This is a genomic window from Ralstonia sp. 110700041-2 (assembly GCF_056280165.1).
On sequence record NZ_JBSFAI010000003.1, the window covers coordinates 372,799 to 395,817 of the forward strand.

Here is a 23,019-nt window from a genome sequence, read left to right on the forward strand (position 1 = left end):
CCCTCATGACGCCGAAAACCCTGCTGATCGTCTACCACTCGATGACGGGCGGCACGCGCCAGATGGCCGAGGCCGCGCAGGCCGGCGCGGCAGAAGAGGGCGGCGTGACTGTGCGCTTGCTGCACGCCGCGCAGGCGGGTCCCGACGATGTGCTCGCCGCAGACGGCTATCTCTTCGCGACACCCGAAAACCTCGCCGCCATCAGCGGCCAGCTCAAGGATTTCTTCGATCGCTGCTATTACCCTGCGCTCGACCGCATCAACGGTCGTCCATACGCGTGCTTGATCTGCGCGGGCAGCGATGGCCAGAATGCGGTGCGTCAGATTGAACGCATTGCCACCGGCTGGCGGCTCAAGCCCGTGGCCGAGCCGATCATCGTCTGCACGCATGCGCAGACGCCCGAGGCCATCCTGGCGCCAAAGCAGATTGGCGCAGAGGATCTGGAGCGCTGCCGTGCCCTCGGGCAGGCCTTGGCAACGGGGCTCGCGTTGGGCGTGTTCTGACGCTAGCGGTTCACCACCGCCGTCAGATGCGGATACGGCGAGAGTGGCGGCGCATCGGGCGCCCGCACGGCATCGGCTACGACGCGGCCATCGCGCAGCTCGAATACGTGGTCCCCGAAGATCTCCACATCGGCCGGGTCGTGCGTAATCATCAGCATCGGCACCTGCAGCCGCGCTTGCAGGGCAGACAGCTCGGAGCGCATGCGCGTGCGCAACGCCGGGTCCAGCGCGGCAAAGGGCTCGTCGAGCAGCAGCATGGACGGCTCGGCGATGAGCGCGCGGGCCAGTGCCACACGCTGGCGCTGGCCGCCGGAAATCTGTGACGGGTAATTGGCGGCAACGGCGCCCAACTCGAACGAGTCGATCCACTGCTGAACGCGCGGGTCATGTGCGCGGCGCGGCGGGTTGAACCACCCGCGCTTGAGCCCGAACGCGATGTTCTGCGCCACCGTCAGGTGGTTGAAGAGCGCGTAGTCCTGGAACAGATAGCCGACGCGGCGTTCCTGCGCGCTCAGGTTGATATTGTCGGCGTGGTCGAATAGCGTGCGGCCGTTCAGCACGATGCGGCCGCGTTGGGGTGTCATCAGGCCGGCAATGGCGCGCAGCGTAAGGCTCTTGCCGGCGCCAGACGGTCCGTACAGCACCACGCGCCGGCTGTCCGAGCGCACAGCAATATCGAGCGAGAACACGCGCGCCGCGCTCGTAAGCGTTTTTTGCACGACGAGATCGATCATGCCGCCGCTCATGCCAGCTGCTCCTGCAGGCTCGGTGCGCGCCCTTGCAGCAGGCGGCTGGCCACGACCAGCACCACGATGCAGGTGACCGAGGTGATCAGCACCAGCGTATTGGCCGTGGCGTCGTCGCCGGCCTGCACGGCTTCGTAGATGGCCACGGAGAGCGTCTGCGTGCGGCCGGGCAGGTTGCCGGCAATCATGAGGGTGGCACCAAATTCGCCCAGGGCACGGGCAAAGGCCAGCAGCACACCGGCTGCAATGCCGCGTGCAGCCAGCGGCAGCGTGACGCGAAAGAACACGGCGGCTTCGGGCAGGCCCAGCACACGCGCCGCGTTTTCCAGTTGATGATCGACGCCTTCAAAGGCGGCGCGTGCCGACTTCATGACCAGCGGAAACGCCACCACGGTGGAGGCGATCACCGCACCCTGCCAGGTAAAGACGAGCTGGATGCCCATGCTGTCGAGCCACCCGCCGATCGTGCCGCGCCGGCCCAGCAGCACCAGCAGGTAATAGCCGAGCACCGTCGGCGGCAGCACCAGGGGCAGCGTCAAGACCGAATCGATGACCTCGCGCAGGCGGCTGCGCGTGCGTGCGAGCGCGTAGGCCGCGCCCACGCCCAGCACGAGGTTGAGGACGGTCGCCCAGCCCGCCACCTTGAGTGAGAGCAGCAGAGGCGTCCAGATGGAAGCGGACATGCGGATACGTTGGGAAGGTGCCATCGGCCGGCCGGGTCATGCCCGCGAACGGCGCGGTGCGTTGGGTGCCGGCGACAGATTGGGTGAGTTATCCGAAATATAGGGTTGGATATAACGCCAGGTCAATCCTGGCATGTTACGCAGCACTGCGCGAAAGTCGCATGGCCGTAGGTCGCAGGCAGTCCAAAGCAAAAAAAAACGCGGCCGAAGCCGCGCAGATCTCGCTTTCCAGAGAGAGAGGAGAGAAATTCTTACTGCTGCGCCACCGTTGCGGGCTGGGCCGCGGTGGCTGCGTTAGCCGGTGCAGCCGGCGGCACATCCCCCCAGCCACCGCCAAGCGCCTTGATGAGCCCCACCGTGGAGTTCACGCGGCTGCCGGCCAGTTGCACGCCGATGCGTTCGGCGGACAGCATGTTGCGCTCGGCATCGATCACGTCCAGGTAGTTGACCGACCCCGCGTTGTAGCGCGTGCGCGAGAGTTGCGCGGCGCGCGTGGACGCGCGCACGGCGTCGTCCTGTGCCTTGGCCTGATCGGCCAGCAGGCGCAGTTCCGAGAGGTTGTCTTCCACCTCGCGGAAGGCGACGAGCACGCTTTCGCGGTAGTTGGCGACGTTCTCTTCATACGCGGCACGGGCCTGCTTCACGCCGGCGCTGCGGGCGCCACCGTCGAAGATCGGCAGCGACAGCGCGGTGCCGACCAGCGGGCCGAGAATCCACGTGCGGCTGCCCCACTTGAGCAGGTCGCCGATGTCGTGCGACTCGTAGCCGAAGCCGCCCGTGAGCTGCAGTTGCGGGAAGAACGCCGCGCGCGCCACGCCAATGCGTGCGTTTGCAGCCGCCATCGAGCGTTCGGCAGCGGCCACGTCGGGGCGGCGTTCCAGCAGGGCGGAGGGCAGGCCCGCCGGTACGCGCACTTCGGCCGATTGCAGCGGGTCTGCGCCCATCGTGAAATCGGCCGGTGCCTTGCCCAGCAGCGTTGCCAGTGCGTGCTCGAGCACCGCGCGACGGCGCTGTACGCCGATGCGGTCGGAGCGTGCCGTGGCCAGTTCGGCATCAGCGCGGGCGACGTCCAGCTCGCCAATGTCGCCGGTGTTGAAGCGGCGCTGCACGAGCTTGAGCGCCTCTTCACGGCCGACCAGCGTGCGGGACAGCAAGGCTTCTTCCGCATCCAGCGTGCGCAGGCTGAAGTACGTCTGCGCCACGTCGGCTTGCAATGACAGGCGGGCGGCGCGGTACAGCGCTTCGACACGCTCGGCGTCGGCGCCGGCGGCATCGATGTTGTTGCGCACGCGGCCGAACAAGTCGACTTCATACGCCACGGTGGATTGCGCGCGCCAGTACGTCTGCGGTTGCACGGGCGCGCCGACCGGCAGGCCCGCCGATGCCGCCGAAGCCCGCTGGCGCGTCGGGCCGAAGCCCGCATCCAGTTCCGGGACCAGCGATGCACGGTTGGCCTGCACGAAGGCGCGCGCCTGGTTCACACGCGCGGCTGCGGCGGCCAGCGTGGGGCTGGCTTCAGCGGCCTGCGCTTCGAGCTTGTCGAGCGTCGGATCGTTGAAGATCTTCCACCACGCGCCGTCGGCGGGCAGGGCGGGCTCGGCGGTCTTCCACTTGCCTTGCTCGTTTGCCGCCAGCGGTGCATCGGTCGCTTGTGCTGGTTGCGCTGCTTCCTTGAAGGCGTTGGGTGTGCCAACGTCCGGCTTCTCGTAGGTCGGGGCGAGCGAGCAGGCCGCGAGGAACAGCGCGGCGGCCAGCGCCAGCGGAGTCCAGCGGCCCGCGCGCATGGCCGGACCTGTTTGTTGTTGTGTCGACGCGTTCATAGCGATGTCTTGATGAGTATTGACCTTAGTGCTGGGTCGACGGCACAGGCAGCGTGCCATCCAGGTCCAGATCACGATCGGGGGCGTCTTCCGAGCGCTGGCCGCGGCGTGCCGCCAGCGTGCGCAGCAGCACGTAGAACACCGGCGTGAGGAACAGGCCGAACAGCGTCACACCCAACATCCCCGCGAACACGGCCACGCCCATGGCATGACGCATTTCCGCACCGGCGCCGGTCGATACCACCAGGGGCACCACGCCCATGATGAAAGCGATCGACGTCATCAGGATCGGGCGCAGACGCAGGCGGCAAGCCTCGATGGCGGCTTCCACGATGGTGCGTCCTTGCAGCTCCAGCTCGCGCGCAAACTCCACGATCAGGATGGCGTTCTTACACGCCAGCCCCACCAGCACCACCAGACCGATCTGCGTGAAGATGTTGTTGTCTCCATGCGAGACCCACACGCCCAGCATGGCGGCAAACAGGCTCATCGGCACGATCAGGATCACGGCCAGCGGCAGCGTCAGGCTTTCGTACTGCGCGGCGAGCACAAGGAACACCAGCAGCACGCAGATCGGGAAGATCCACACGGCCGAGTTGCCGGCCAGGATCTGCTGATACGTCAGATCCGTCCACTCGAAGCGCACGCCCTTGGGCAGCGTTTCATGCGCGATGCGTTCCACGGCCGCCTGCGCCTGGCCCGACGAGAAGCCCGGGGCCGGGCCACCGTTGATATCGGCAGCGGTGTAGCCGTTGTAGCGCACGACCATGTCAGGCCCAAAGCCTTGCGACACGCGCAGCAGCGAAGACAGCGGCACCATCTCGCCCGCGGTGTTGCGCGTCTTCAATTGCAGGATGTCTTCTGCATGCGCGCGGAACGGCGCGTCTGCCTGCACCTTCACCTGATACGTGCGGCCGAAGCGGTTGAAGTCGTTCACGTACAGCGAGCCCAAATACACCTGCATGGTGTCGAACACATCCGTCACCGGCACGCCAAGCTGCTTGGCCTTCACGCGGTCCAGGTCGGCATTCAACTGCGGCACGTTGATCTGGTAACTCGAGAACGACGGGCCCAGCTCAGGCGTCTTGCGTGCCTTCGCCATGAAGGCTTGCGTGGCAGCAAAGAGCTGTTCGTAGCCGACCGAGCCGCGGTCTTCCAGTTGCAGCTTGAAGCCACCCACCGTGCCGAGGCCTTGCACCGGCGGCGGCGGGAACACAGCGATGAACGCGTCCTTGATCGCACCGTACTGCTGGTTCAGTTGCCCCGCGATGGCACCGCCCGACAGGTTGGGGGTCTTGCGCTCGTCAAACGGCTTGAGCGTGACGAACACGATGCCCGCGCTCGGGCTGTTGGTGAAGCCGTTGATCGACAGGCCCGGGAACGCCACGGCGCTTTCCACGCCGGGGTGCTTGAGGGCGATGTCCGACATGCGGCGGATGACGTCTTCCGTGCGGTCCAGCGAGGCACCGTCCGGCAACTGCGCGAAGCTCACCAGGTACTGCTTGTCCTGCATCGGCACGAAGCCGCCCGGCACCTTGTTGAACAGCAGCGCGGTCGCGCCGATCAGCGCCAGGTAGATGCCCAGCATCACGGCCTTGCGGCCGATCACGCGCGACGTGCTGCGGCCATACGATTCCGACGCCGCACCAAACACGCGGTTGAACGGACGGAAGATCCAGCCCAGGCCCTTGTCCATTGCACGCGCCAGCCAATCCTTCGGCGCGTCGTGGCTCTTGAGCAGCAGGGCGGCCAGCGCCGGCGACAGCGTGAGCGAGTTGAAGGCCGAGATGACGGTCGAGATCGAGATCGTCAGCGCGAACTGCTTGTAGAACTGACCGGTCAGGCCCGTCATGAAGGCCAGCGGCACGAACACGGCAATCAGCGTCAGGGCAATGGCGATGATCGGGCCGCTCACTTCGCGCATGGCCTTGTACGTGGCCTCGCGTGGCGATAACCCTTCGGCGATGTTCCGCTCGACGTTTTCCACCACCACGATGGCATCGTCCACCACGATCCCGATCGCCAGCACCAGCCCGAACAATGACAGCGCGTTGATCGAGAAGCCGAACATCAGCATCAGGCCAAACGTACCGATGATGGACACCGGCACCGCCAGCAACGGAATGATCGACGCACGCCACGTCTGCAGGAACAGGATCACCACCAGCACCACAAGCGCCACCGCTTCCAGCAGCGTGTGCGTGACGGCTTCGATGCTCGAGCGGACGAACTGCGTCGGGTCATAGACGATGCGGTAGTCGACGCCTTCGGGAAAGTCTTCCTTCAGCTCGGCCATCGTCTTGCGCACGTCATCCGAAATCTGCAGCGCGTTGGAACCCGGCGCCTGGAAGATCGGAATGGCCACCGCCTGCTTGTTGTCCAGCAGCGAACGCAGGCCGTATTCCGACGCAGCCAGTTCGATGCGGGCTACGTCACGCAGGGTCGTGACGGCGCCATCGGGCGAACTCTTCAGGATGATGTCGCCGAATTCCTGCTCGGTCTTCAAGCGGCCCTGGGCGTTGACGGACAGTTGCAGGTCCGTGCCCGGCACCGACGGCGAACCGCCGATCACACCGGCTGCCACCTGCACGTTCTGGTCGCGGATGGCCTTGACCACTTCGTTGGCCGTGAGGCCGCGTTCGGCCACTTTGTTCGGGTCGAGCCACACGCGCATCGAGTAGTCACCCGAGCCGAACAGCTGCACCTGGCCCACGCCGCTGATCCGTGCAAGGCGGTCCTTGACGTTCAGCACGGCGTAGTTGCGCAGGTACGTCATGTCGTAGCGGTCGTTGGGCGACAGCAAGTGCACCACCATCGTCAGGTCGGGGCTGCTCTTGACGGTGGTCACGCCCAGGCGCTGCACCACGTCGGGCAGACGCGGCAGCGCCTGCGACACGCGGTTCTGCACGAGCTGCTGTGCCTTGTCCGGGTCGGTGCCCAGCTTGAAGGTGACCGTCGTGGTCAGGTTGCCGTCGCTGTTGGCTTGCGACTGCATGTAGAGCATGTTCTCGACGCCGTTGATCTGCTCTTCGAGCGGCGAGGCGACGGTCTCGGCAATCACCTTCGGGTTGGCGCCCGGGAACTGCGCGCGCACCACCACCGAAGGCGGCACGACCTCGGGATACTCCGAGATCGGCAATCGCCAGATCGAGATGATCCCGATCAGCAGGATCAGCGTGGAAAGCACGCCCGCAAAGATCGGGCGGTCCACGAAAAATTTAGAGAAGTTCATGGCTGTGAGCGATGAGGTTCAGTCGCAAATCAAGCGCGGTCGGCCGGCAGGCGTTGCGCGGTAGCGGCGGTCTTGGCGTTGGCGGCCTTGGCCTCGGCCTTGGCAGCAGGTGCAGTCGTTGTGTCGGCTTTGGCTTCGGCCGGTGCTGCGGGCGCTTCGGGTTGTGCACCGGGCAGCACCACGCGCTTGGTGACCAGGCTATCCATGGTCACCGTGTTGGGTGCCACGGCGTCGCCGGGGCGCACGCGCTGGATGCCATTGACGACGATCCGTTCACCCGCCTTCAGGCCCGACTTCACCACGCGCAGGCCGTCAATGGAGGCGCCCAGCACCACCGGCCGATAGCTCGTCTTGTTGGCCGCATCCACCACCAGGACGAACTTCTTGTCCTGGTCCGTACCGATGGCCTTGTCGGTGATGAGGATGGCGTCGTGCGGTGCGCCGGTGCTCATGCGCACGCGGGCGTAGAGGCCCGGCGTGAGGCGGCCGTCGGCGTTGTCCAGCGTGGCCCGCACGCGGATCGTGCCCGAGCGCACATCGAGCCGGTTGTCGACGGACTGGATGGCGCCTTCGCGCGTGTAGCCGTCTTCATTGGCCAGCCCGATGTAGACCGGCGTCTTGGCGCCCTGGGCGGCCTTGGCGGAGTAGCGCAGGTAGCTTTGTTCATCCGCATCGAACGCCACGTACATCGGCGAGACCGACACCAGCGTCGTCAATACCGGCGCAGCACCCCCCGCCGAGACGACGTTGCCGACGGTGATTTCTGCGCGCGACACGCGGCCCGCGACCGGCGCCACGATGTGCGTGTACTCCAGGTTCAGCCTGGCGGCTTCCAGCGCGGCGGCGGCGCCTTGCAGGTTGGCTTGGGCCTCGCGGGCGGCGTTTTCCTTCTCTTCGAACTCGCGCCGCGCGATGGCGTTGTCGGCCACCAGCTTCTGCGCGCGGTCCAGCTCCGACGTGGTGTAGGCCACGCGCGATTTGGCGGCGGTCAGTGCGGCTTGCGTGCGGGCCACTTCCGCCGCGTAGGGGCGCGGGTCGATGGTGAACAGCGCGTCGCCCTTCTTGACGATGCTGCCGTCCTTGAAGTGGACGGCGGTGACGGTGCCGCTCACCAGTGGGCGGACTTCTACGCGTTGAACGGCTTCGATTCGGCCGGAAAATTCATCCCATTCGGAAACGTTCTTGGCCAGCACCGGCGCCACATCCACCGGCGTGGCGGCGGGGGCGGCTGCCGGCTGTTGCGATGCGCCGGCGCTGGAGACCAGACCGTAGGTGCCCACAGCTGCAACGCCGAGCACGGCGGCAACCGAAATGGCGAGTGTGCGTTTGGACAGGCTCATGATGACTCTCTCGATTTTGTTGGGTAAGCAAAGAGAAAAAGACTGGGTAAAAGCGCTTTGGCCGCAGCGTAGAAATACGCGGGCGGCCTTGCACTCCGTTTCTTGTTGTCTGGGTTCAGCCAGGCGTCTCCCCGGTCGGGTCAATGGAAGTGCGGTCCTTCCGATCCGCACGTGGACGGCGTTTGCGTGGTGCCGCCGTCTGGCGCGTCATGCCAAGGTGCCAGCGCAGGAAGCACGTCATCTCGTCTTGCGCCACGGCGCTCATGGCGATCGAGTCATGGCAGGCCTCGTTCACGCGCACGACCTGCGTGACCACGCCAGCTTCAATAAGGCACGCGGCATAGCGTTCTGCTTCGGTGCGCAGCAGGTCTTGCGGCGCAGTGAGCAGCAGGGCGGGGGGCAGGCCCTGCAGGCGGCGCGATTCCACCGGCGCGGCGTAGGGATGCACGCGCTCGGTCGGGCGGGGCAGGTACTGGCGATAGCAATCGGCACAGACTTCAGCCGAGTTGTCTGCGTTGGCCAGGTGGTCGGGGCGCACGCGAGCCATGGTCGGATCGAGCATCGGCGCGATCAGGACCTGCGCACGGAGGTTTGGGCCGCCACGGTCGCGCGCAATCATCGTCAGCGCGGCCGACAGGTTGCCGCCGGCGTCGTGCCCGGCCACTGCGATGCGGCGGCGGTCGATACCCCATGCGTCGGCATGGTCGGCCATGCAGCACAGTGCGGCGTACACGTCTTCCGGTGCGGCGGGGAAGGGCGCGGCGGGCGCCAGCGAATAGCCGACCGTGACCACCACGGCGGGCAATGTGGCGGCCAGGTAGCGTCCCGGCGCATCGGCATCATCAATGGAGCCGCGCACGAAACCGCCACCATGCAGGTACAGCACGCCAGGGCGGCGCAGCGGTGCGGCGGCATCGTCGGCGTGCATTTCTGGGCGGAACACACGCAGGCGGATACGGCCCGCGTAGCCCTGCGTCCAATAGTCTTCGGCCGTGACCTCGCGCGGCAACGGCGCCGCGCCGGCCGTTTCCTTGCACGCAGAAGCTTGCTTAGGCAGCGTCGATGCTGCGCCGCGCAATTTGTTATTCAGTGCAACATTTGTGGGAGCGGGCGTTGCGTACGGTTGTGCTGGGCGAACAGCGGCCGATGCCGCATCGCTGGGCAGCGAGCGATCCGAAACAACGAGGCGCGGTGGAGAAGAACCCATGATGTCAGGCAGGGCTTACCTTTGCGGATAACCCGGATATCGATGGGCTGAATGATGGTGATTAGACGAACGCGGATAAATGCCTATAATCAGACATCACTATTAGTTGCAGCCGAACAATCAGAATTTACGGTTGTGCTACAAAGTGTCCATGCTCAAGGCCGATCTTGTTGCACTGCGAAAACCCGTAGTCGCAGCTTTCCTGATCGCGTCTCTTGCTCAGAACGCGTGCGTGTTCTCGAACATGAGCAGACCCCTTGATTCCACAAGTCCGGCGCATTGGCCGTTTTGATTCGGGCAGTGCGCCCGCCCCGTGGAGTCCGTCCCTAAGGAGCCGCAGATGGATCGCTTGCAGGCCATGCAGGTTTTCACGCGCGTCGTGGAAGCCAGCAGTTTCACCAAGGCTGCCGACAGCCTTCAGTTACCCCGCGCCACGGTGACGAACCTGGTGCAAAGCCTTGAGGCACACCTTGGCGTGCGCCTGCTGCACCGGACCACACGCCGTGTGAATGTCACCGCCGATGGCGCTGCGTATTACGAGCGCTGCGTACGCTTGCTCGGCGATCTTGAAGAGACCGAGGCTGCGTTCTCGCAAAGCTCGTCGGGCGCACGCGGCACCTTGCGCATCGACGTGCCTGCGTCGATTGGCAAACGGTTGCTTGTGCCGCGCATTCGCGATTTTCACGAGGCGTACCCCGATCTTCAGTTGGAGATCGGCATGAGCGATCGCACCGTCGACCTCGTGCAGGAGGGCGTGGATTGCGCCGTGCGCGGTGGCGAGTTGCAGGACTCCAGCCTTGTCGCGCGCCGCATCGGCCAGCTGTCGATGGTCAATTGCGCGTCGCCCGAATATCTGGCCCGCTGCGGTACGCCCAAGACGTTGGAAGACCTGCAGGACCACACGGCGGTGAATTACTTCTCTGCGCGCAACGGCCGCCGCATGGATTGGGATTTCGTAATCGACGGGCAGAAGCAGATTCACAAGGTGCGCAGCATGGTGTCCGTCAACGATGCCGAATCGGCGGTGGCGTGTGGCCTGCATGGCCTGGGGCTGCTACAGACTTCACGCTTCCTGGTGTATGAGCACCTGATGTCGGGCGCGCTGGTGGAAGTGCTGCCGGATCATATTTCCGAAGCGGTGCCCGTATCGGTGGTGTATCCGCACAACCGGCATCTGTCGCCCAAGGTGCGGGTGTTTGTGGACTGGGTTGCGACGCTGTTTGCCGACCACCCGTGCCTGCAGCTCAAGGAAAATCCGCGACTGCACATTGTTAGCGCCGCCTGAACAGTTATTTCTGCAAAGTCGCATTTATTAGACGGGAGCAACGATCTATTCTGCCCTCCGAGCGCAACAACGAGCGCAAACGAACAAGGATCAGATCATGAACTCCCGCCTCTTCTCCGCCTTCTCCCGCCGCGCTGTCCTGGCCATGGTGGCCACCGTGTCGGCTTCCGCCACGCTGCTGTCGCAGCCCGCAACGGCGTCCATCCAGCCCAACTTTGACGCTCCGGCCGCAACGCAGGCTGGTCGCTTTGATCCGTACACGCAAGGCACTGACCGCCAGGCCGACACGTATGGCTACCTGTCGTGGAACGGAGATGCGAGCTATCCGAACGGCGGCGCTGCATCGCGCGCATAAACCGCGCATCGACTGAATTTTTTTCCTCCCTGTTTGCGGCGTGGCTTGAGCGGTCACGCCGCATTTTTATTATTCAGGCGCCCGGCAAAACCCTTGCGGCGCGACCGTGCCAAGGCACCCATGTTGGGTTGGGAGTATCGTGGCAGGCATGCAAACCGTCGTCCTCACGTTCGATTCCAATCTGACGCCGCTTCTTCCGCAGGCGTTGCGCGGGCATCCCGTTGCACGCGCGTGGGCAGACGGCGCCACGCTCAAGCACGCTATCGAGGCACTTGGCGTGCCGCATACGGAAGTAGGGCAAGTCCTGGTGGACGGCCGGCCCATGGCGCTGGAGGCCATGTTGCCCGCCCGGGGCTACATTGCCGTTTCAGCGGTGGAGCCCCTGTTGCCCACCGCGCCGCTGCACTTTCTGTGCGACGCCCACCTGGGCGCAACGGCGCGCTTGCTGCGCATGGCCGGCTTCGATACCGCCTACGACAACAACTACGCCGACGCGGCCATCGAAGCTCTCGCGAACGGAGAAGACTGGATCGTGCTCTCGCGTGATCGTGAACTCCTCAAGCGACGTGGCATCCGTCGTGGCGCGTTCATCCGTGCGCGTGAGCCGCAAGCGCAGATGCGCGAAATCGTCATGCGCCTCCGGCTGGCCGATGTGGCCAGGCCGTTCTCTCGCTGTCTCGAATGCAATGTGCCGTTGCGGATGCTGAGCCCGGAAGAGGCTTCCGCCAGCGTGCCGCCCCGCGTGCGTGAGCGCCAGCGGCTCTTTAGCACCTGTGATGTCTGCCGCCGCGTCTATTGGCCCGGTTCGCACTGGGCGCGCATGAATGCCGTGTTGGCCGACATGCTTTCGCCCGAGGCCGACGCATCCACAGACACAGCAGAAGCTGCCGAGCGTATGCCGCGCACCGGCAGCGCGGGCGCCTGACTATCGCGACGGCGCGCCGCGCAGGTCTGTCACGAACCGCTCGCGCCAGATGGTGAGGTTGGCCGACCGCAGCCGATCCATCATGTGGGCATAGCGCGCCTTGCGTTCTTCGAGCGGCATCGTCAACGCGCGGTTCAGTGCCTCGGCCATGCCGCGGGTGTCATACGGGTTGACGATCAGTGCGGCATCCAACTCGCGCGCCGCGCCGGCAAAGCGCGACAGCACGAGCACGCCCGGGTTTTCCGGGTCTTGTGCGGCCACGTATTCCTTGGCGACGAGGTTCATGCCGTCACGCAGAGGCGTGACATAACCGATCTGCGAGCTGCGGAAAAGCGCCATCAGCACGCGCCGTTCGTACTGCTTGTTGATGTAGCGGATGGGCGTCCAGTCCAGTTCCGAATGCTTGCCGTTGATGCGGCCCGATTCAGCCTCCAGCCGCTGCCGGATCTGCTGATAGCTCTGCACGTCCTGGCGCGACGTGGGCGCAATCTGGATGAAGGTCACGTGCCGGCGATGGTCCGGAAAATCGTCCAGCAATTGCTCGAACGCGCGGAAGCGCTCGGGCAGGCCTTTGGAATAGTCGAGCCGATCGACGCTCATGATGAGTTTCGTGGGCGGCTGGCCTTGGCCTTGCCCCTGCGGCGCAATGCGCTCGCCGCGCGCGCCCGCATGCCGCATGAACGGATTGCGCCGTGCCAGCGACGCCTTGGCTTGCTGCGCGATCTCGTCCGGATGCACGCCGATCGGGTAGACCTCCGCGCGCAGCGTGTGGCCATAGGCGTGTACCGGGCCGTTCTGCTCTTTCTGCTCGATGTAGCCGCGCGCCTCGCGCTCGATGTAGTCGTAGAAGGCCACGCGGTCGGTCTCTGTCTGGAAACCGACCAGGTCGTACGCACACAGCGCGCGCATGAGGTCTTCATGCGGCGGAATCGTCGTCAGGATTTCCGGCGACGGAAACGGAATATGCAGGAAGAACCCGATGCGGTTGGTCAGCCCCAGCGCGCGGCACTCTGCGGCAAACGGGATCAGGTGATAGTCGTGCACCCAAAGGATGTCGTCGGGTTGCACCAGCGCCTTGAGCTGATGCGCAAACTGCGCATTGACGCGCCGGTAACCGTGGTACTCCTGGCGCTCGTAGCGCGACAGATCCACGCGGTAATGGAAGATTGGCCACAGCGTCGCGTTGGCAAAACCGCGGTAGTACTGGTCGTAGTCCTTGCGGTTCAGGCCGACGGTGGCATAGGTGATATTGCCCTTGGTGACGATGGTCGGCTCGTGTGAAACAGTGGCTGCGCTTTCGCCGCTCCAGCCAAACCAGATGCCGCCGGTTTCGCGCAGCGCATCGAACACACCCACGGCCAGGCCGCCGGCCGTTCCCTGGCCTTCGGCAACGGGCGCAACGCGGTTGGAAACCACAATGAGTCGGCTCATGCGGCACCTCGCTTGGACGGGGCCGTGAGCGTTGCCAGCCAGGCCCGCAATGCCGCCGCGTCTTGCACGCGCCAACGCGCCTGGCTTGGGCCCGTCCCCACCTTGATCGACCAGCCCTCCAGCGCATTGACGGCATCGAAGGCGCTTTCATCGGTCAGGTCGTCGCCGGCAAACAGCGCCGTGCGGCCCATGAAGGGCGGTTCGGTCATCAGCGTGTGCACTACGTCGCCCTTGCTGGCGCCGCGCGGCTTGAGTTCGACGACCATCTTGCCGGCCTGCAGGCGCACGTGGTCGGCATAGCGGCGCGCGAGGCGGTCCGCTACCGTCAGTACGGCGTTCTCGGCTTCAGGCGCGTGGCGGTAGTGCAGGGCAAACGCAATTCCCTTGCTTTCCAGCACCACGCCCGAAAACTGCGTCGACAACTGCGTGAGTTCTGCGCGCAACTCGCGCTCCAGTTGCGCGAGTGCATCTGCGTCAGCGTTCAGGCGGACGAAGCCGCCGTCTGCATAGCGGCGTTCGGCGCCGTGCACACCGGCGATGACGAGGCCGGGCAGAGACAGGCGCGACTCCACGTCATGCACCGTGCGCCCGCTAATGATCGCCAACGCGCCCCCGCTGGCGGCATGCAGCGCGGCCAGCGTTTCGCGCAGCGGCGCAGAAACATGCACCGCTTCGGGTTGCGGCGCGATATCGACGAGGGTGCCGTCAAAGTCGAGCAGGAAGGCCGTTCGGCCCAGGTCGAGCGAGGGCAGGGGCGCCGCGTTGGCAGAAGACTGGGGAGAGACGTTCTTGGACAAACCGGTTCTTGTGAATGTGCGTGATGCGCCTGTTCACGCAAGAACCGGGCCGGCCACGCCAGCCGTTGTCATTTCGGCATTCGCAACGGGCGGGAGAGGGTGGCGAGATTGTAAAAATGGGCACGTGATGCAAAACCTTCACATCCCGCGTGCCCAAGACGTCACAGCGATGCAGCCAGACGCGTTCCCTGGTCGATCGCGCGTTTGGCGTCCAGTTCGAGCGCCTCGTCTGCACCACCGATGACGTGCACCTTTGCTCCGCCCGCCTGCAGCGGCGCAACGAGTTCGCGCAGTGGCTCTTGCCCGGCGCACAGCACGACGGAATCGACCGGCAGCCATTCGGCGGCCTCGCGTTTTTCGCCGTAGCTCACGAGCAGGCCTTCGTCGCCGATGCGCTCATAGTTCACGCCGCCCACCATGCGCACGCCCAGGTTCTTCAGGCTGGTCCGATGAATCCAGCCCGTGGTCTTGCCGAGACCGCCGCCGAGTTTGCCGGCACGCCGCTGCAGCAGGACGATGTCGCGCGCGGGTGTTTGGGGTTCAGGGCGGATGCCATCCACACCGCCACGCACTTCGGTCGGATCTCCCACGCCCCATTCGGCGCGCCACGTTTGCAGATCCAGCGTGGGCGAGTGGCCGTCCAGCGCGAGGAATTCCGCCACGTCAAAGCCGATGCCACCCGCTCCGACAATCGCCACGCGCTTGCCCACCGGCTTGCGATGGCGCAGCACATCGATGTACGACAGCACGCTCGGATGATCCTGCCCCGGGATCCTCGGATTGCGCGGCGACACGCCCGTCGCGATGATGATCTCGTCGTACTTGGCCGCAAGAAGCTGCTGCGCATCCACGCGTGTACCGAGGCGCAGCGTCACGCCCGTCGTGGCGACGCGACGGGTGAGGTAACGCAGCATCTCGTGAAACTCTTCTTTACCCGGGATCGTCTTGGCCATGTTCAACTGGCCGCCGAGTTCAGATGCCGCGTCGAACAGGTCCACGGCGTGCCCACGCTCGGCCAGGGTGATCGCCGCGGATAGCCCCGCAGGCCCGGCGCCCACCACTGCAAAGCGACGCTTGGCGGGCGTCGGTCGAATGACGAGTTCCGTCTCGTGGCATGCGCGCGGATTGACGAGGCAACTCGCAATCTTGGCCTTGAACGCGTGGTCCAGGCACGCCTGGTTGCAGGCGATGCAGGTATTGATGTCCTGCGCGCGGTTCGTGGCGGCCTTGCGTACGAAGTCGGCATCGGCCAAGAGCGGCCGGGCCATCGAAACCATGTCGGCGCACCCGTCGGCCAGCACGGCCTCCGCCACCTCGGGCGTGTTGATGCGGTTGGACGTCACCAGCGGAATGCCGACCTCGCCCTTCATCTTCTTCGTGACCCACGCAAACGCCGCACGCGGCACGCTCGTCGCAATGGTCGGGATGCGCGCCTCGTGCCAGCCGATGCCCGTGTTGATGATGGTGGCACCCGCGCGCTCCACGGCCTTGCCGAGCTGCACGACTTCTTCCCACGAGCTGCCGTCGGGAATCAGGTCGATCATCGACAGGCGATAGATGATGATGAAATCCTTGCCGACCGCCTCGCGCGTGCGCTGGACGATTTCCACGGGCAGGCGCATGCGGTTGGCATAGCTGCCGCCCCAGTCGTCCGTGCGCTTGTTGGTGTGGGTGACGAGGAACTGGTTGATGAAGTAGCCCTCGGAACCCATGATCTCGACGCCGTCGTAGCCGGCTTCGCGGGCCAACTGGGCGCAATGCACGAAGGCGCGAATCTGCCGCTCGATACCGCGCACCGACAACTCGCGCGGCGTGAACGGGCTGATGGGTGAGCGCAGCGCCGTGGGCGCGACCGCAAACGGGTGATAGCCATAGCGGCCGGTGTGCAGGATCTGCAGGGCGATCTTGCCGCCTTCTTCATGCACGGCGTTGGTGACCGCGCGGTGGCGGCGGGCCGCACCATGCGTGGCCAGGCGCCCGGCAAAGGGCTTGGTCCAACCGGCAATATTGGGCGCGAATCCGCCCGTGACCATCAGCCCGACATCGCCGCGTGCGCGCTCGGCAAAGTAGGCGGCGAGCCGGTCGAAGTGGTTGCCATCTTCCAGCCCGGTATGCATCGACCCCATCAGCACGCGGTTCTTGAGCGTGGTGAAGCCAAGGTCGAGCGGGCTCAGTAGGTGGGGGTACGGCGAGGAGGGCGTGGAGGCTGGCATGTCCGGCGCAGGGAGAGGCGCTGCGATGATGTGGAAACGCGCCGGACGGTAGCACCCAAGCGCCCGTTGGAACAACAGGGCGGGGTTCTAGATGTGTGGACTGCGCGTCAGGATTTTTCCGACTTTTTCGCGTCGTCTTCAGCTGGCTTGCCGAGCAGCGCTTTCAGCAGCTTGTTCTGGGGAATCGCCTTGCCGGTGCCCTGGCCGGGCTTGCCGGTGCGCTGGCTGTTGCGCTTGAGGTTGTTGGCGATTTTCAGGCCCTTGAGTTTTTCGAGGTCGGTTTTCTTCACGATGGGGTCCGCAATGGGATACATGAGCTGCGTGTTACGCTCGGCAGGATACGCGAATTGCCACACCCTCGGTCCGCCCACGCCCGTTTTTCAGCATTTCCGCTACCGCTTTGACCTCATTCACGCCGCCCGCCACGCCCGTTCCGGACCTGTTTGAGCCCAGCCTGCAAGACTGGGCCGAGCGGCCCGCGCAAGCCTTCGAACATTGGCTGGCCGGGCGAGGCTATCGCGAATCGTCGGCGACGGTGTATCGCGCGATGTGGCGCAAATGGCTGCGCTGGGCCGAGTCGCATCAACGCGCCTTGGCCAACTGGAGCGCGGGCGACATCGCCGCCTTTCTTGATGAATCGGGTCTGACCAAGCTGCATCGCTACCGCTACGCGCGCCTGATCGAACGCGTCTTCCATCAGATCGAGCAACAACGCACGGGCACGCACAACCCTGCAAGCTCGGCGGTGCAGCAGAAGTTGGCGGAAGGCGAAAACGATCCGACCACGTTTCTCTCCTTTGCCGAGCGCGCGGCGATCGAGGCTTCCCTCGAGGTGGACGCGCAGGCCAGCGAGGCCGCCGCCAATGCCAGCGCGTTCAAGCTGGCGCGCGACCGCGCACTCGTTGCGGTTTGCCATGGCGCGGGGTTGAAGGTCGCGCAGGTGCAATCGTTGCTGCTCCGCCAGGTGGATGCGGCGCTTGAGGCGATCGTCGTCGAGCGCCCGCGCGGCCCGTCGTACAAGGCGCCCATGCTTGAAGCTGCACGCCCCGCGCTGGCCGCCTGGCTGGCGGTGCGTGCACACGCAGAGGTGCCGGGCGAGCGCGTGTTCGTTGCCGATGCCGGCGGGCGCGTCATGCACGCAGCGTCGGTGTACCGGCGCGTGGAGGCCTGGCTGGCTGCGCTGCCGGCGTTGTTGCACCGCAGCGAGCGGCTGTCGCCGCAGACGCTGCGCAATGGCTACACCGCCGCGCTGTTCGACGCAGGCGCAAACCCTCCCGAGGTGGGGTACGCACTGGGCCTGCGCGATGCGACTTCGGCATGGCGTCTGCGCGCAGCCTATGCTGAGTGGCAGGCGGCCGCCCATCCAGATGGCCAGCCGTAGTGCATTTTTTGGACAACCGAGGCTTCAAACTGGCCGCTAGCCGTTGGCTGGCTTTGCTATGATCGCGCTGTTTTGCGCGCTGCGGAGCAGGTCGGCGCAGCGTAGAACGATGATGCCGGGCTCAAACCGGCACGCTGGCTCTCTCCTTCCTCGATACCTCGCACCCCATGACAGAAACGATTCTGCTGACCGGCGCTACCGGCTACATCGCCTCGCACACCTGGGTTGAATTGCTGGATGCGGGCTACCAGGTGATCGGACTCGACAACCTCTGCAACAGCAGCTCGACCGTGCTCTCCCGCATCGAGCAGATCACCGCCAAGACGCCTAAGTTCGTGCAGGGCGACGTGCGTGACCGCCGCCTGCTAGATGACCTGTTTGCCAGTTCGCGCATCTCAGCTGTCATCCACTTTGCGGCGCTCAAATCGGTGGGCGAATCGGTGCAGAAGCCGCTGGCCTACTACGACAACAACATGGGCGGGCTGGTCACGCTATGCGCGGCCATGGCGCATGCGAATGTGCGCCAGCTCGTTTTCAGCTCGTCGGCAACGGTGTATGGCAATCCGCACACCGTGCCGATCACCGAATCGTTTCCGCTGTCGGCCACCAACCCGTATGGCCAGACCAAGGTGATGGGCGAACAGGTGCTGCGCGATCTGGAGATTTCCAATGCGGCGTGGCAAATCGCCTACCTGCGCTATTTCAATCCGGTGGGCGCGCACCACAGCGGCCTGATCGGCGAAGACCCGCGCGGCATCCCCAACAATCTGATGCCGTATGTGGCGCAGGTGGCGGTGGGCAAGCGCGAGAAGCTTTCCATTTACGGCGGTGACTGGCCAACGCCTGACGGCACCGGCGTGCGCGACTACATCCACGTGGTGGACCTTGCGCGCGGGCACCTTGCGGCGCTCGACACGCTGCGTCGCGATGGCCGCGGCTTTACGGTCAACCTCGGCACGGGCCGCGGGTATTCGGTTCTGGAAGTGGTGGAGGCCTACAAGCGCGCCAGCGGCAAGCCGGTTCCGTACCAGATCGTGGATCGCCGCCCCGGCGATATTGCAGCGTGCTATGCCGATCCGGCACTGGCGGCCTCGCTGCTGGGGTGGCGCGCGCAATACGGCATCGAGCGCATGTGTGAAGACTCGTGGCGTTGGCAAAGCATGAATCCGGACGGCTTTCAAACCCGTGGCTGATTCATTGAACTACTCGAACCCAAAGGAGACGCCCCGTCGTGGATGAGCCGTTCATCGCTCACCTGGTCAATACGCTGGCGCACGCGTTGTTGCCTGCGTTGCTGCCGTTTGTCGTGGCCTGCGGCGCGGGCAGTCTGCTGCTGCGTCTGCTTGATGACTTGCGCAGTGCGACGGCCCCGCGCACGCGCGTGCCGCTGGTCATGACAGCGTTGTTCTCGGCGGTCGGGCTGTGGGCAGTGCCGCTGCTGCCGCTGCTTGCGCATTGGCCGCTGCACGAAGGTCCCGCGGTGCTTGTGATGACGCTCGCGTCGTTCTGCTGGAGCCTGGCCGTGGCGGCGCTGTGGTGTGTGCTGGGCGGCCGTGCGGGCCTGATGCGCGCCCTGTTGCTCGGCGTGTTGCTGAGCGTAAGCGGCCCCGTGGCGGTGTTGCTGCTGGCGGGTGTGACCAGCTTCAGCGCCACCGCCTGGGAAGACGCCGGGCTGCTCGGTATCGTCATGGCTCTGTCGGCGATGGCGTGTGCTGCGGCGCTGCAATTTGCGCTCTCGGCGCGGTCGGGGGCGACCGGGGTAGCGGTACGCCGTCCGGGCGTGAGTCTGTTTGTCAGCGTGCTGTTTGGCGTTGCGTTGACGGCGGATGCGGTGTACACGGCGTCGCTCGCAGGCTCGTTTTCGACGCTTTCCGACATGCCCGGCAATGCGCCGGCAGGGTTGCGGTTGCTGCTCGTGGTGGGTGCGGCTGCAACATTGCTCGCTGCTTTGCTGCTGGGCTATCGGGATCGTGCAACAGGCGACACAGCGGCCGCCGTTGCCACTCGCGAAATCCGTCTGCGCAAGGAAACCGTGCAGGCGCTCAACGACCTGGAGCAGAGCTACCGCCGCCGCGAGGCCGAACTCGTTGCCCGCCATCAACTGCTGCTCGACGGCGCAGATGTCGGTCTGTGGGAGTTCGATCTGGTCACCCGCGCTGCGCAGTTCTCCGCGCGCTTTGCCGCCATGCTGGGCTACACGCTCAAGGAGATCGGTCCAAGCACGAGCGAGTATCTCCGTCTGGTGTACCCGGATGATCTGCCCATGGTGCTCAATCGCATCCAGGCGCATGTTGACGGCAATACGCCGGCTTACGTGGCGGAATTCCGCATGCGGCACAAGGACGGCAGCTATCGCCAGATTGCCGCGCACGGCGTGGCAGTGCGCGACGCCGGTGGTAATGCCGTGCGCATGGCAGGGTCGCATATCGAGGTGGCTGCAAAAGCAGCCTCGGCGGGGGTTGCCGGCTCAGCCGCTTCGATCGTTGCCGAGGCACCGGAAACGCTGCGTCGCCATGGCTTGTGGGAATCCTGGTCGCCTGCCGATCATCCCGCCGCAGAAGCTGTCGCACCGCAGACAGAATCGACATCACCGCCTGGGCCCACTACGACGTCCACAGGCGGCGCGCTTCCCAGCATCAATCCCGACGCCTTGCGTTGAGGCGTCTTTCTCTGTGTCCCCTTTCCTCCGCGGTGACTTGGCACTTGGGTAGATGTCCTACTCAAGTTTTTCGCATATGTGTTCGATAGCTCAAGCAGAGCGCGTGTAATCGCGCCAGGGGAGCGCCGCGATCGGTACCTGTGCCTAGCGGACAAAGAGAAAACGCTTGGAGGAAGGAAGATGAATCGACTCACGCTTCGTCAGAAGCTGTGGCTGCCACTTGTCCTGAGTTGGCTTTGTCTGTTGTTGATCACATTGTGGAGCACTTGGGAGACCCGCACCCTGCGCCTGGAAGAACGCCAGCGCGACTTGCAGAACATCAGTGAATCCGTATTCAGCATCATCAAAGACTACGGACAGATGGCGCAAGACGGTAAGCTCGCCGCCGACGAGGCGCGCGCCCAGGCCCTCGCGCGCATCAAGATGATCCGCTACGGCAAGGATGGCTACTTCAGCATCAACCAGACCAACTCGGTGATGGTGATGCATCCGATCAAAGCCGAAATGAACGGCAAGGACATGTCGGGTTTTACCGACCCGGCAGGGAATCATCTGTTCGAGGAAATCTCTCGCGTGGGCAAGAGCGGCGGCGGCTTTGTCGATTACCTATGGCCCAAGCCCGGCGCGGAAGCGCCGCAGCCGAAGAAGAGCTACGTCCTGTATTACCAGCCTTGGGACTGGTGCCTCGTCACGGGCACGTATATGGACGACATCGAGACCGCATTCCACGCGTCGCTAATCAAGGCGCTGGGGCTGCTGTTTGGTGTCGGCTTGCTGATGACTGTGGTGGTCGTGGCCGTTACGCGCAGCCTGCAGCGCCAGTTGGGTGGCGAGCCCGCTTATGCTGCCCGCATTGCCGGCCGCATCGCCGCGGGTGATCTGGCTGTGCCGGTTGAAACCCGCTCGGGGGATCGCGACAGCATGCTCTACGCCATGGCGCAGATGCAGCGTGAGCTGACGGGCACGATCGGCAACATCAAGAGCTCGGCGGATTCCATTGCCAGCGCCACCAAGCAGATCGCTGCCGGCAATGCCGACCTGTCGCAGCGTACGGAGCAGCAGGCCTCGTCGCTGGAAGAAACGGCGTCGAGCATGGAGGAACTGACGAGCATCGTGAAGCAGAACGCCGACAATGCGCGTCAGGCAAGCACACTGGCCGTCAATGCGTCGGATATTGCGGTCAAGGGCGGAGAGGTGGTCGGGCGCGTGGTCGAGACAATGTCCGGCATCAACGAAAGCAGCAAGAAGATTGCCGACATCATCGGGGTGATCGAGGGCATCGCTTTCCAAACCAACATCCTGGCGCTGAACGCTGCCGTGGAGGCCGCCCGCGCGGGCGAGCAGGGCCGAGGCTTTGCCGTGGTGGCGGGCGAAGTGCGCAGCCTGGCGCAGCGCTCGGCGAGCGCTGCCAAGGAAATCAAGGACCTGATCGGCGATTCGGTGGGCCGGGTGCAGAACGGCTCGGCGCTGGTGGAAGAGGCTGGCGTGGTGATCCAGGACGTGGTGATTGCCGTGAAGCGCGTAACGGACATCATGGGCGAGATTTCTGCGGCGTCCGACGAGCAGAGTTCCGGCATCGAGCAGGTCAACCAGGCTGTGAACCAGATGGACGAAGTGACGCAGCAGAACGCTGCGCTCGTGGAGCAGGCGGCGGCCGCTGCGCTGTCGCTGGAAGAGCAGGCGCAATTGCTGCGTACGGCTGTGGGGCGCTTCCAGGTATAACTGCGCCTGACCACTGTCAGGCAGACATGCAAAAGGCCGGCAAATTCGCCGGCCTTTCTCTTTTGTGGTTTCCGGCGCGCCTCTTTGTGCGGGCTCGGAATGCTGCGCTGGAAGCGCTGCTCAGGCGACCAGAAAATCCTCCATCTTCCGGCCCGACGACAGCTCCTTTACCAGCCAGCCCGGGCGCTTGCCACGGCCCGTCCAGGTATTGCCGTTGTTGTCGCGGTAACGCACCGGCACCTTACGGCCAGCCTTCTTCGAGGCCACGGCACCCTTGGCGCCAAAACCGAGGTCTTCGGCGGTCAGGCCGTATTCCACGATCTTGTGCTTGATTTCAGCGATCACCGTCGCTTGTTCATTTGCCCGAAGTTCATCGGCTTGGCGCTGCAGTTCAGAGATCTTCTGAACGATTTCCTTGTAAGTCGGCATTATGGATTCCTCAACTTTGCAATTGAAACGCGGGCACGCTCCCCGTAGCCCAGCGCATTATAACGACTTTGCCATTGAGAATTGAATTTCGTTAAGACCTCATGTCAACGACGTGGATTTTCTGCTGCACCGTTCTTTGCGCTAACCTGCATGGGATGGGCGTTTGCGCGATGTGTCGAAATCATAAACATATGAACCATTACAAAACCATTGGGCCGTATTGCAATCGATGCAACGCACCAACTACGCAATCCCTACTCAATTCTTTTCTTATGTGACTGCTTCATTGCT

At 64.7% G+C, this 23,019-nt stretch carries 19 protein-coding genes; 8 read left to right on the top strand and 11 right to left on the bottom strand.

Translation table 11 applies throughout. From position 1 onward, the window contains the following. Positions 1-5 precede the first annotated feature (5 nt). A complete protein-coding gene (locus ACUXH0_RS06630; RefSeq protein ID WP_012430274.1) occupies positions 6-503 on the top strand; it encodes a flavodoxin family protein in 498 nt (165 codons plus the stop codon). A 2-nt stretch (positions 504-505) separates the two neighbouring features. Here the strand turns inward: ACUXH0_RS06630 and ACUXH0_RS06635 are convergent, their stop codons facing one another. The 6 genes from ACUXH0_RS06635 to ACUXH0_RS06660 all read right to left on the bottom strand — a co-directional run bounded on the left by ACUXH0_RS06635 (position 506) and on the right by ACUXH0_RS06660 (position 9,531). Continuing rightward, complete coding sequence (locus ACUXH0_RS06635; protein WP_012430275.1) at positions 506-1,249, bottom strand: sulfate/molybdate ABC transporter ATP-binding protein; 744 nt, start codon at positions 1,247-1,249, stop codon at positions 506-508. Beyond that, complete coding sequence (gene modB, locus ACUXH0_RS06640; protein WP_004627431.1) at positions 1,246-1,932, bottom strand: molybdate ABC transporter permease subunit; 687 nt, start codon at positions 1,930-1,932, stop codon at positions 1,246-1,248. The genes ACUXH0_RS06635 and modB overlap by 4 nt, the downstream gene beginning before the upstream one ends. A 251-nt stretch (positions 1,933-2,183) precedes the next feature. Continuing rightward, complete coding sequence (locus tag ACUXH0_RS06645; RefSeq protein ID WP_310735951.1) at positions 2,184-3,752, bottom strand: efflux transporter outer membrane subunit; 1,569 nt, start codon at positions 3,750-3,752, stop codon at positions 2,184-2,186. A 25-nt stretch (positions 3,753-3,777) separates the two neighbouring features. Further along, on the bottom strand, positions 3,778-6,984 hold the full coding sequence (locus ACUXH0_RS06650; protein WP_182594039.1) for an efflux RND transporter permease subunit: 3,207 nt from the start codon (positions 6,982-6,984) through the stop codon (positions 3,778-3,780). A 29-nt stretch (positions 6,985-7,013) separates the two neighbouring features. Next, complete coding sequence (locus tag ACUXH0_RS06655) at positions 7,014-8,324, bottom strand: efflux RND transporter periplasmic adaptor subunit (protein ID WP_012430278.1); 1,311 nt, start codon at positions 8,322-8,324, stop codon at positions 7,014-7,016. Positions 8,325-8,439: 115 nt separating this feature from the next. Then, the gene (locus ACUXH0_RS06660) at positions 8,440-9,531 is read right to left on the bottom strand and encodes an alpha/beta hydrolase (RefSeq protein WP_012430279.1); all 1,092 of its coding nucleotides are present in this window, start codon (positions 9,529-9,531) and stop codon (positions 8,440-8,442) included. Between the two features lie 340 nt (positions 9,532-9,871). Here ACUXH0_RS06660 and ACUXH0_RS06665 point away from each other — a divergent pair, with 340 nt between their 5' ends. The 3 genes from ACUXH0_RS06665 to ACUXH0_RS06675 all read left to right on the top strand — a co-directional run bounded on the left by ACUXH0_RS06665 (position 9,872) and on the right by ACUXH0_RS06675 (position 12,096). Beyond that, positions 9,872-10,816: a LysR family transcriptional regulator gene (locus ACUXH0_RS06665; RefSeq protein WP_004627418.1), complete on the top strand. Its 945-nt coding sequence runs from the start codon at positions 9,872-9,874 to the stop codon at positions 10,814-10,816. Positions 10,817-10,913: 97 nt separating this feature from the next. Beyond that, on the top strand, positions 10,914-11,171 hold the full coding sequence (locus ACUXH0_RS06670) for a hypothetical protein (RefSeq protein WP_012430280.1): 258 nt from the start codon (positions 10,914-10,916) through the stop codon (positions 11,169-11,171). A 148-nt stretch (positions 11,172-11,319) separates the two neighbouring features. After that, positions 11,320-12,096 carry a Mut7-C RNAse domain-containing protein gene (locus ACUXH0_RS06675; protein WP_024974702.1) on the top strand — a complete coding sequence of 259 codons (777 nt, stop codon included), beginning with the start codon at positions 11,320-11,322 and terminating at the stop codon, positions 12,094-12,096. Here ACUXH0_RS06675 and otsA read toward each other — a convergent pair whose 3' ends face one another. The 4 genes from otsA to ACUXH0_RS06695 all read right to left on the bottom strand — a co-directional run bounded on the left by otsA (position 12,097) and on the right by ACUXH0_RS06695 (position 16,851). Next, on the bottom strand, positions 12,097-13,527 hold the full coding sequence (gene otsA, locus ACUXH0_RS06680; RefSeq protein WP_012430282.1) for an alpha,alpha-trehalose-phosphate synthase (UDP-forming): 1,431 nt from the start codon (positions 13,525-13,527) through the stop codon (positions 12,097-12,099). Next, a complete protein-coding gene (gene otsB / locus ACUXH0_RS06685; protein WP_004627408.1) occupies positions 13,524-14,324 on the bottom strand; it encodes a trehalose-phosphatase in 801 nt (266 codons plus the stop codon). Before otsB ends, otsA begins: the two co-directional genes overlap by 4 nt. 161 nt (positions 14,325-14,485) lie before the next feature. Further along, positions 14,486-16,537 carry an NADPH-dependent 2,4-dienoyl-CoA reductase gene (locus ACUXH0_RS06690; protein WP_182594040.1) on the bottom strand — a complete coding sequence of 684 codons (2,052 nt, stop codon included), beginning with the start codon at positions 16,535-16,537 and terminating at the stop codon, positions 14,486-14,488. 107 nt (positions 16,538-16,644) lie between these two features. After that, complete coding sequence (locus ACUXH0_RS06695; protein ID WP_012430284.1) at positions 16,645-16,851, bottom strand: hypothetical protein; 207 nt, start codon at positions 16,849-16,851, stop codon at positions 16,645-16,647. Between the two features lie 86 nt (positions 16,852-16,937). Between ACUXH0_RS06695 and ACUXH0_RS06700 the strand changes: the two genes are divergently transcribed. From ACUXH0_RS06700 to ACUXH0_RS06715, 4 genes are all read left to right on the top strand, one after another. After that, complete coding sequence (locus ACUXH0_RS06700) at positions 16,938-17,918, top strand: tyrosine-type recombinase/integrase (protein ID WP_182594041.1); 981 nt, start codon at positions 16,938-16,940, stop codon at positions 17,916-17,918. Between the two features lie 167 nt (positions 17,919-18,085). Beyond that, a complete protein-coding gene (galE, locus tag ACUXH0_RS06705; RefSeq protein WP_004627399.1) occupies positions 18,086-19,111 on the top strand; it encodes a UDP-glucose 4-epimerase GalE in 1,026 nt (341 codons plus the stop codon). 38 nt (positions 19,112-19,149) lie between these two features. Then, entirely contained in the window at positions 19,150-20,577 is a 1,428-nt protein-coding gene (locus ACUXH0_RS06710) for a PAS domain-containing protein (protein WP_182594042.1), read from the top strand. A gap of 180 nt (positions 20,578-20,757) precedes the next feature. After that, complete coding sequence (locus ACUXH0_RS06715) at positions 20,758-22,299, top strand: methyl-accepting chemotaxis protein (RefSeq protein WP_182594043.1); 1,542 nt, start codon at positions 20,758-20,760, stop codon at positions 22,297-22,299. 120 nt (positions 22,300-22,419) lie between these two features. On the opposite strand, the gene ACUXH0_RS06720 is transcribed toward ACUXH0_RS06715, so the two are convergent. Then, complete coding sequence (locus ACUXH0_RS06720; RefSeq protein ID WP_004627393.1) at positions 22,420-22,728, bottom strand: H-NS histone family protein; 309 nt, start codon at positions 22,726-22,728, stop codon at positions 22,420-22,422. Positions 22,729-23,019 lie beyond the last annotated feature (291 nt).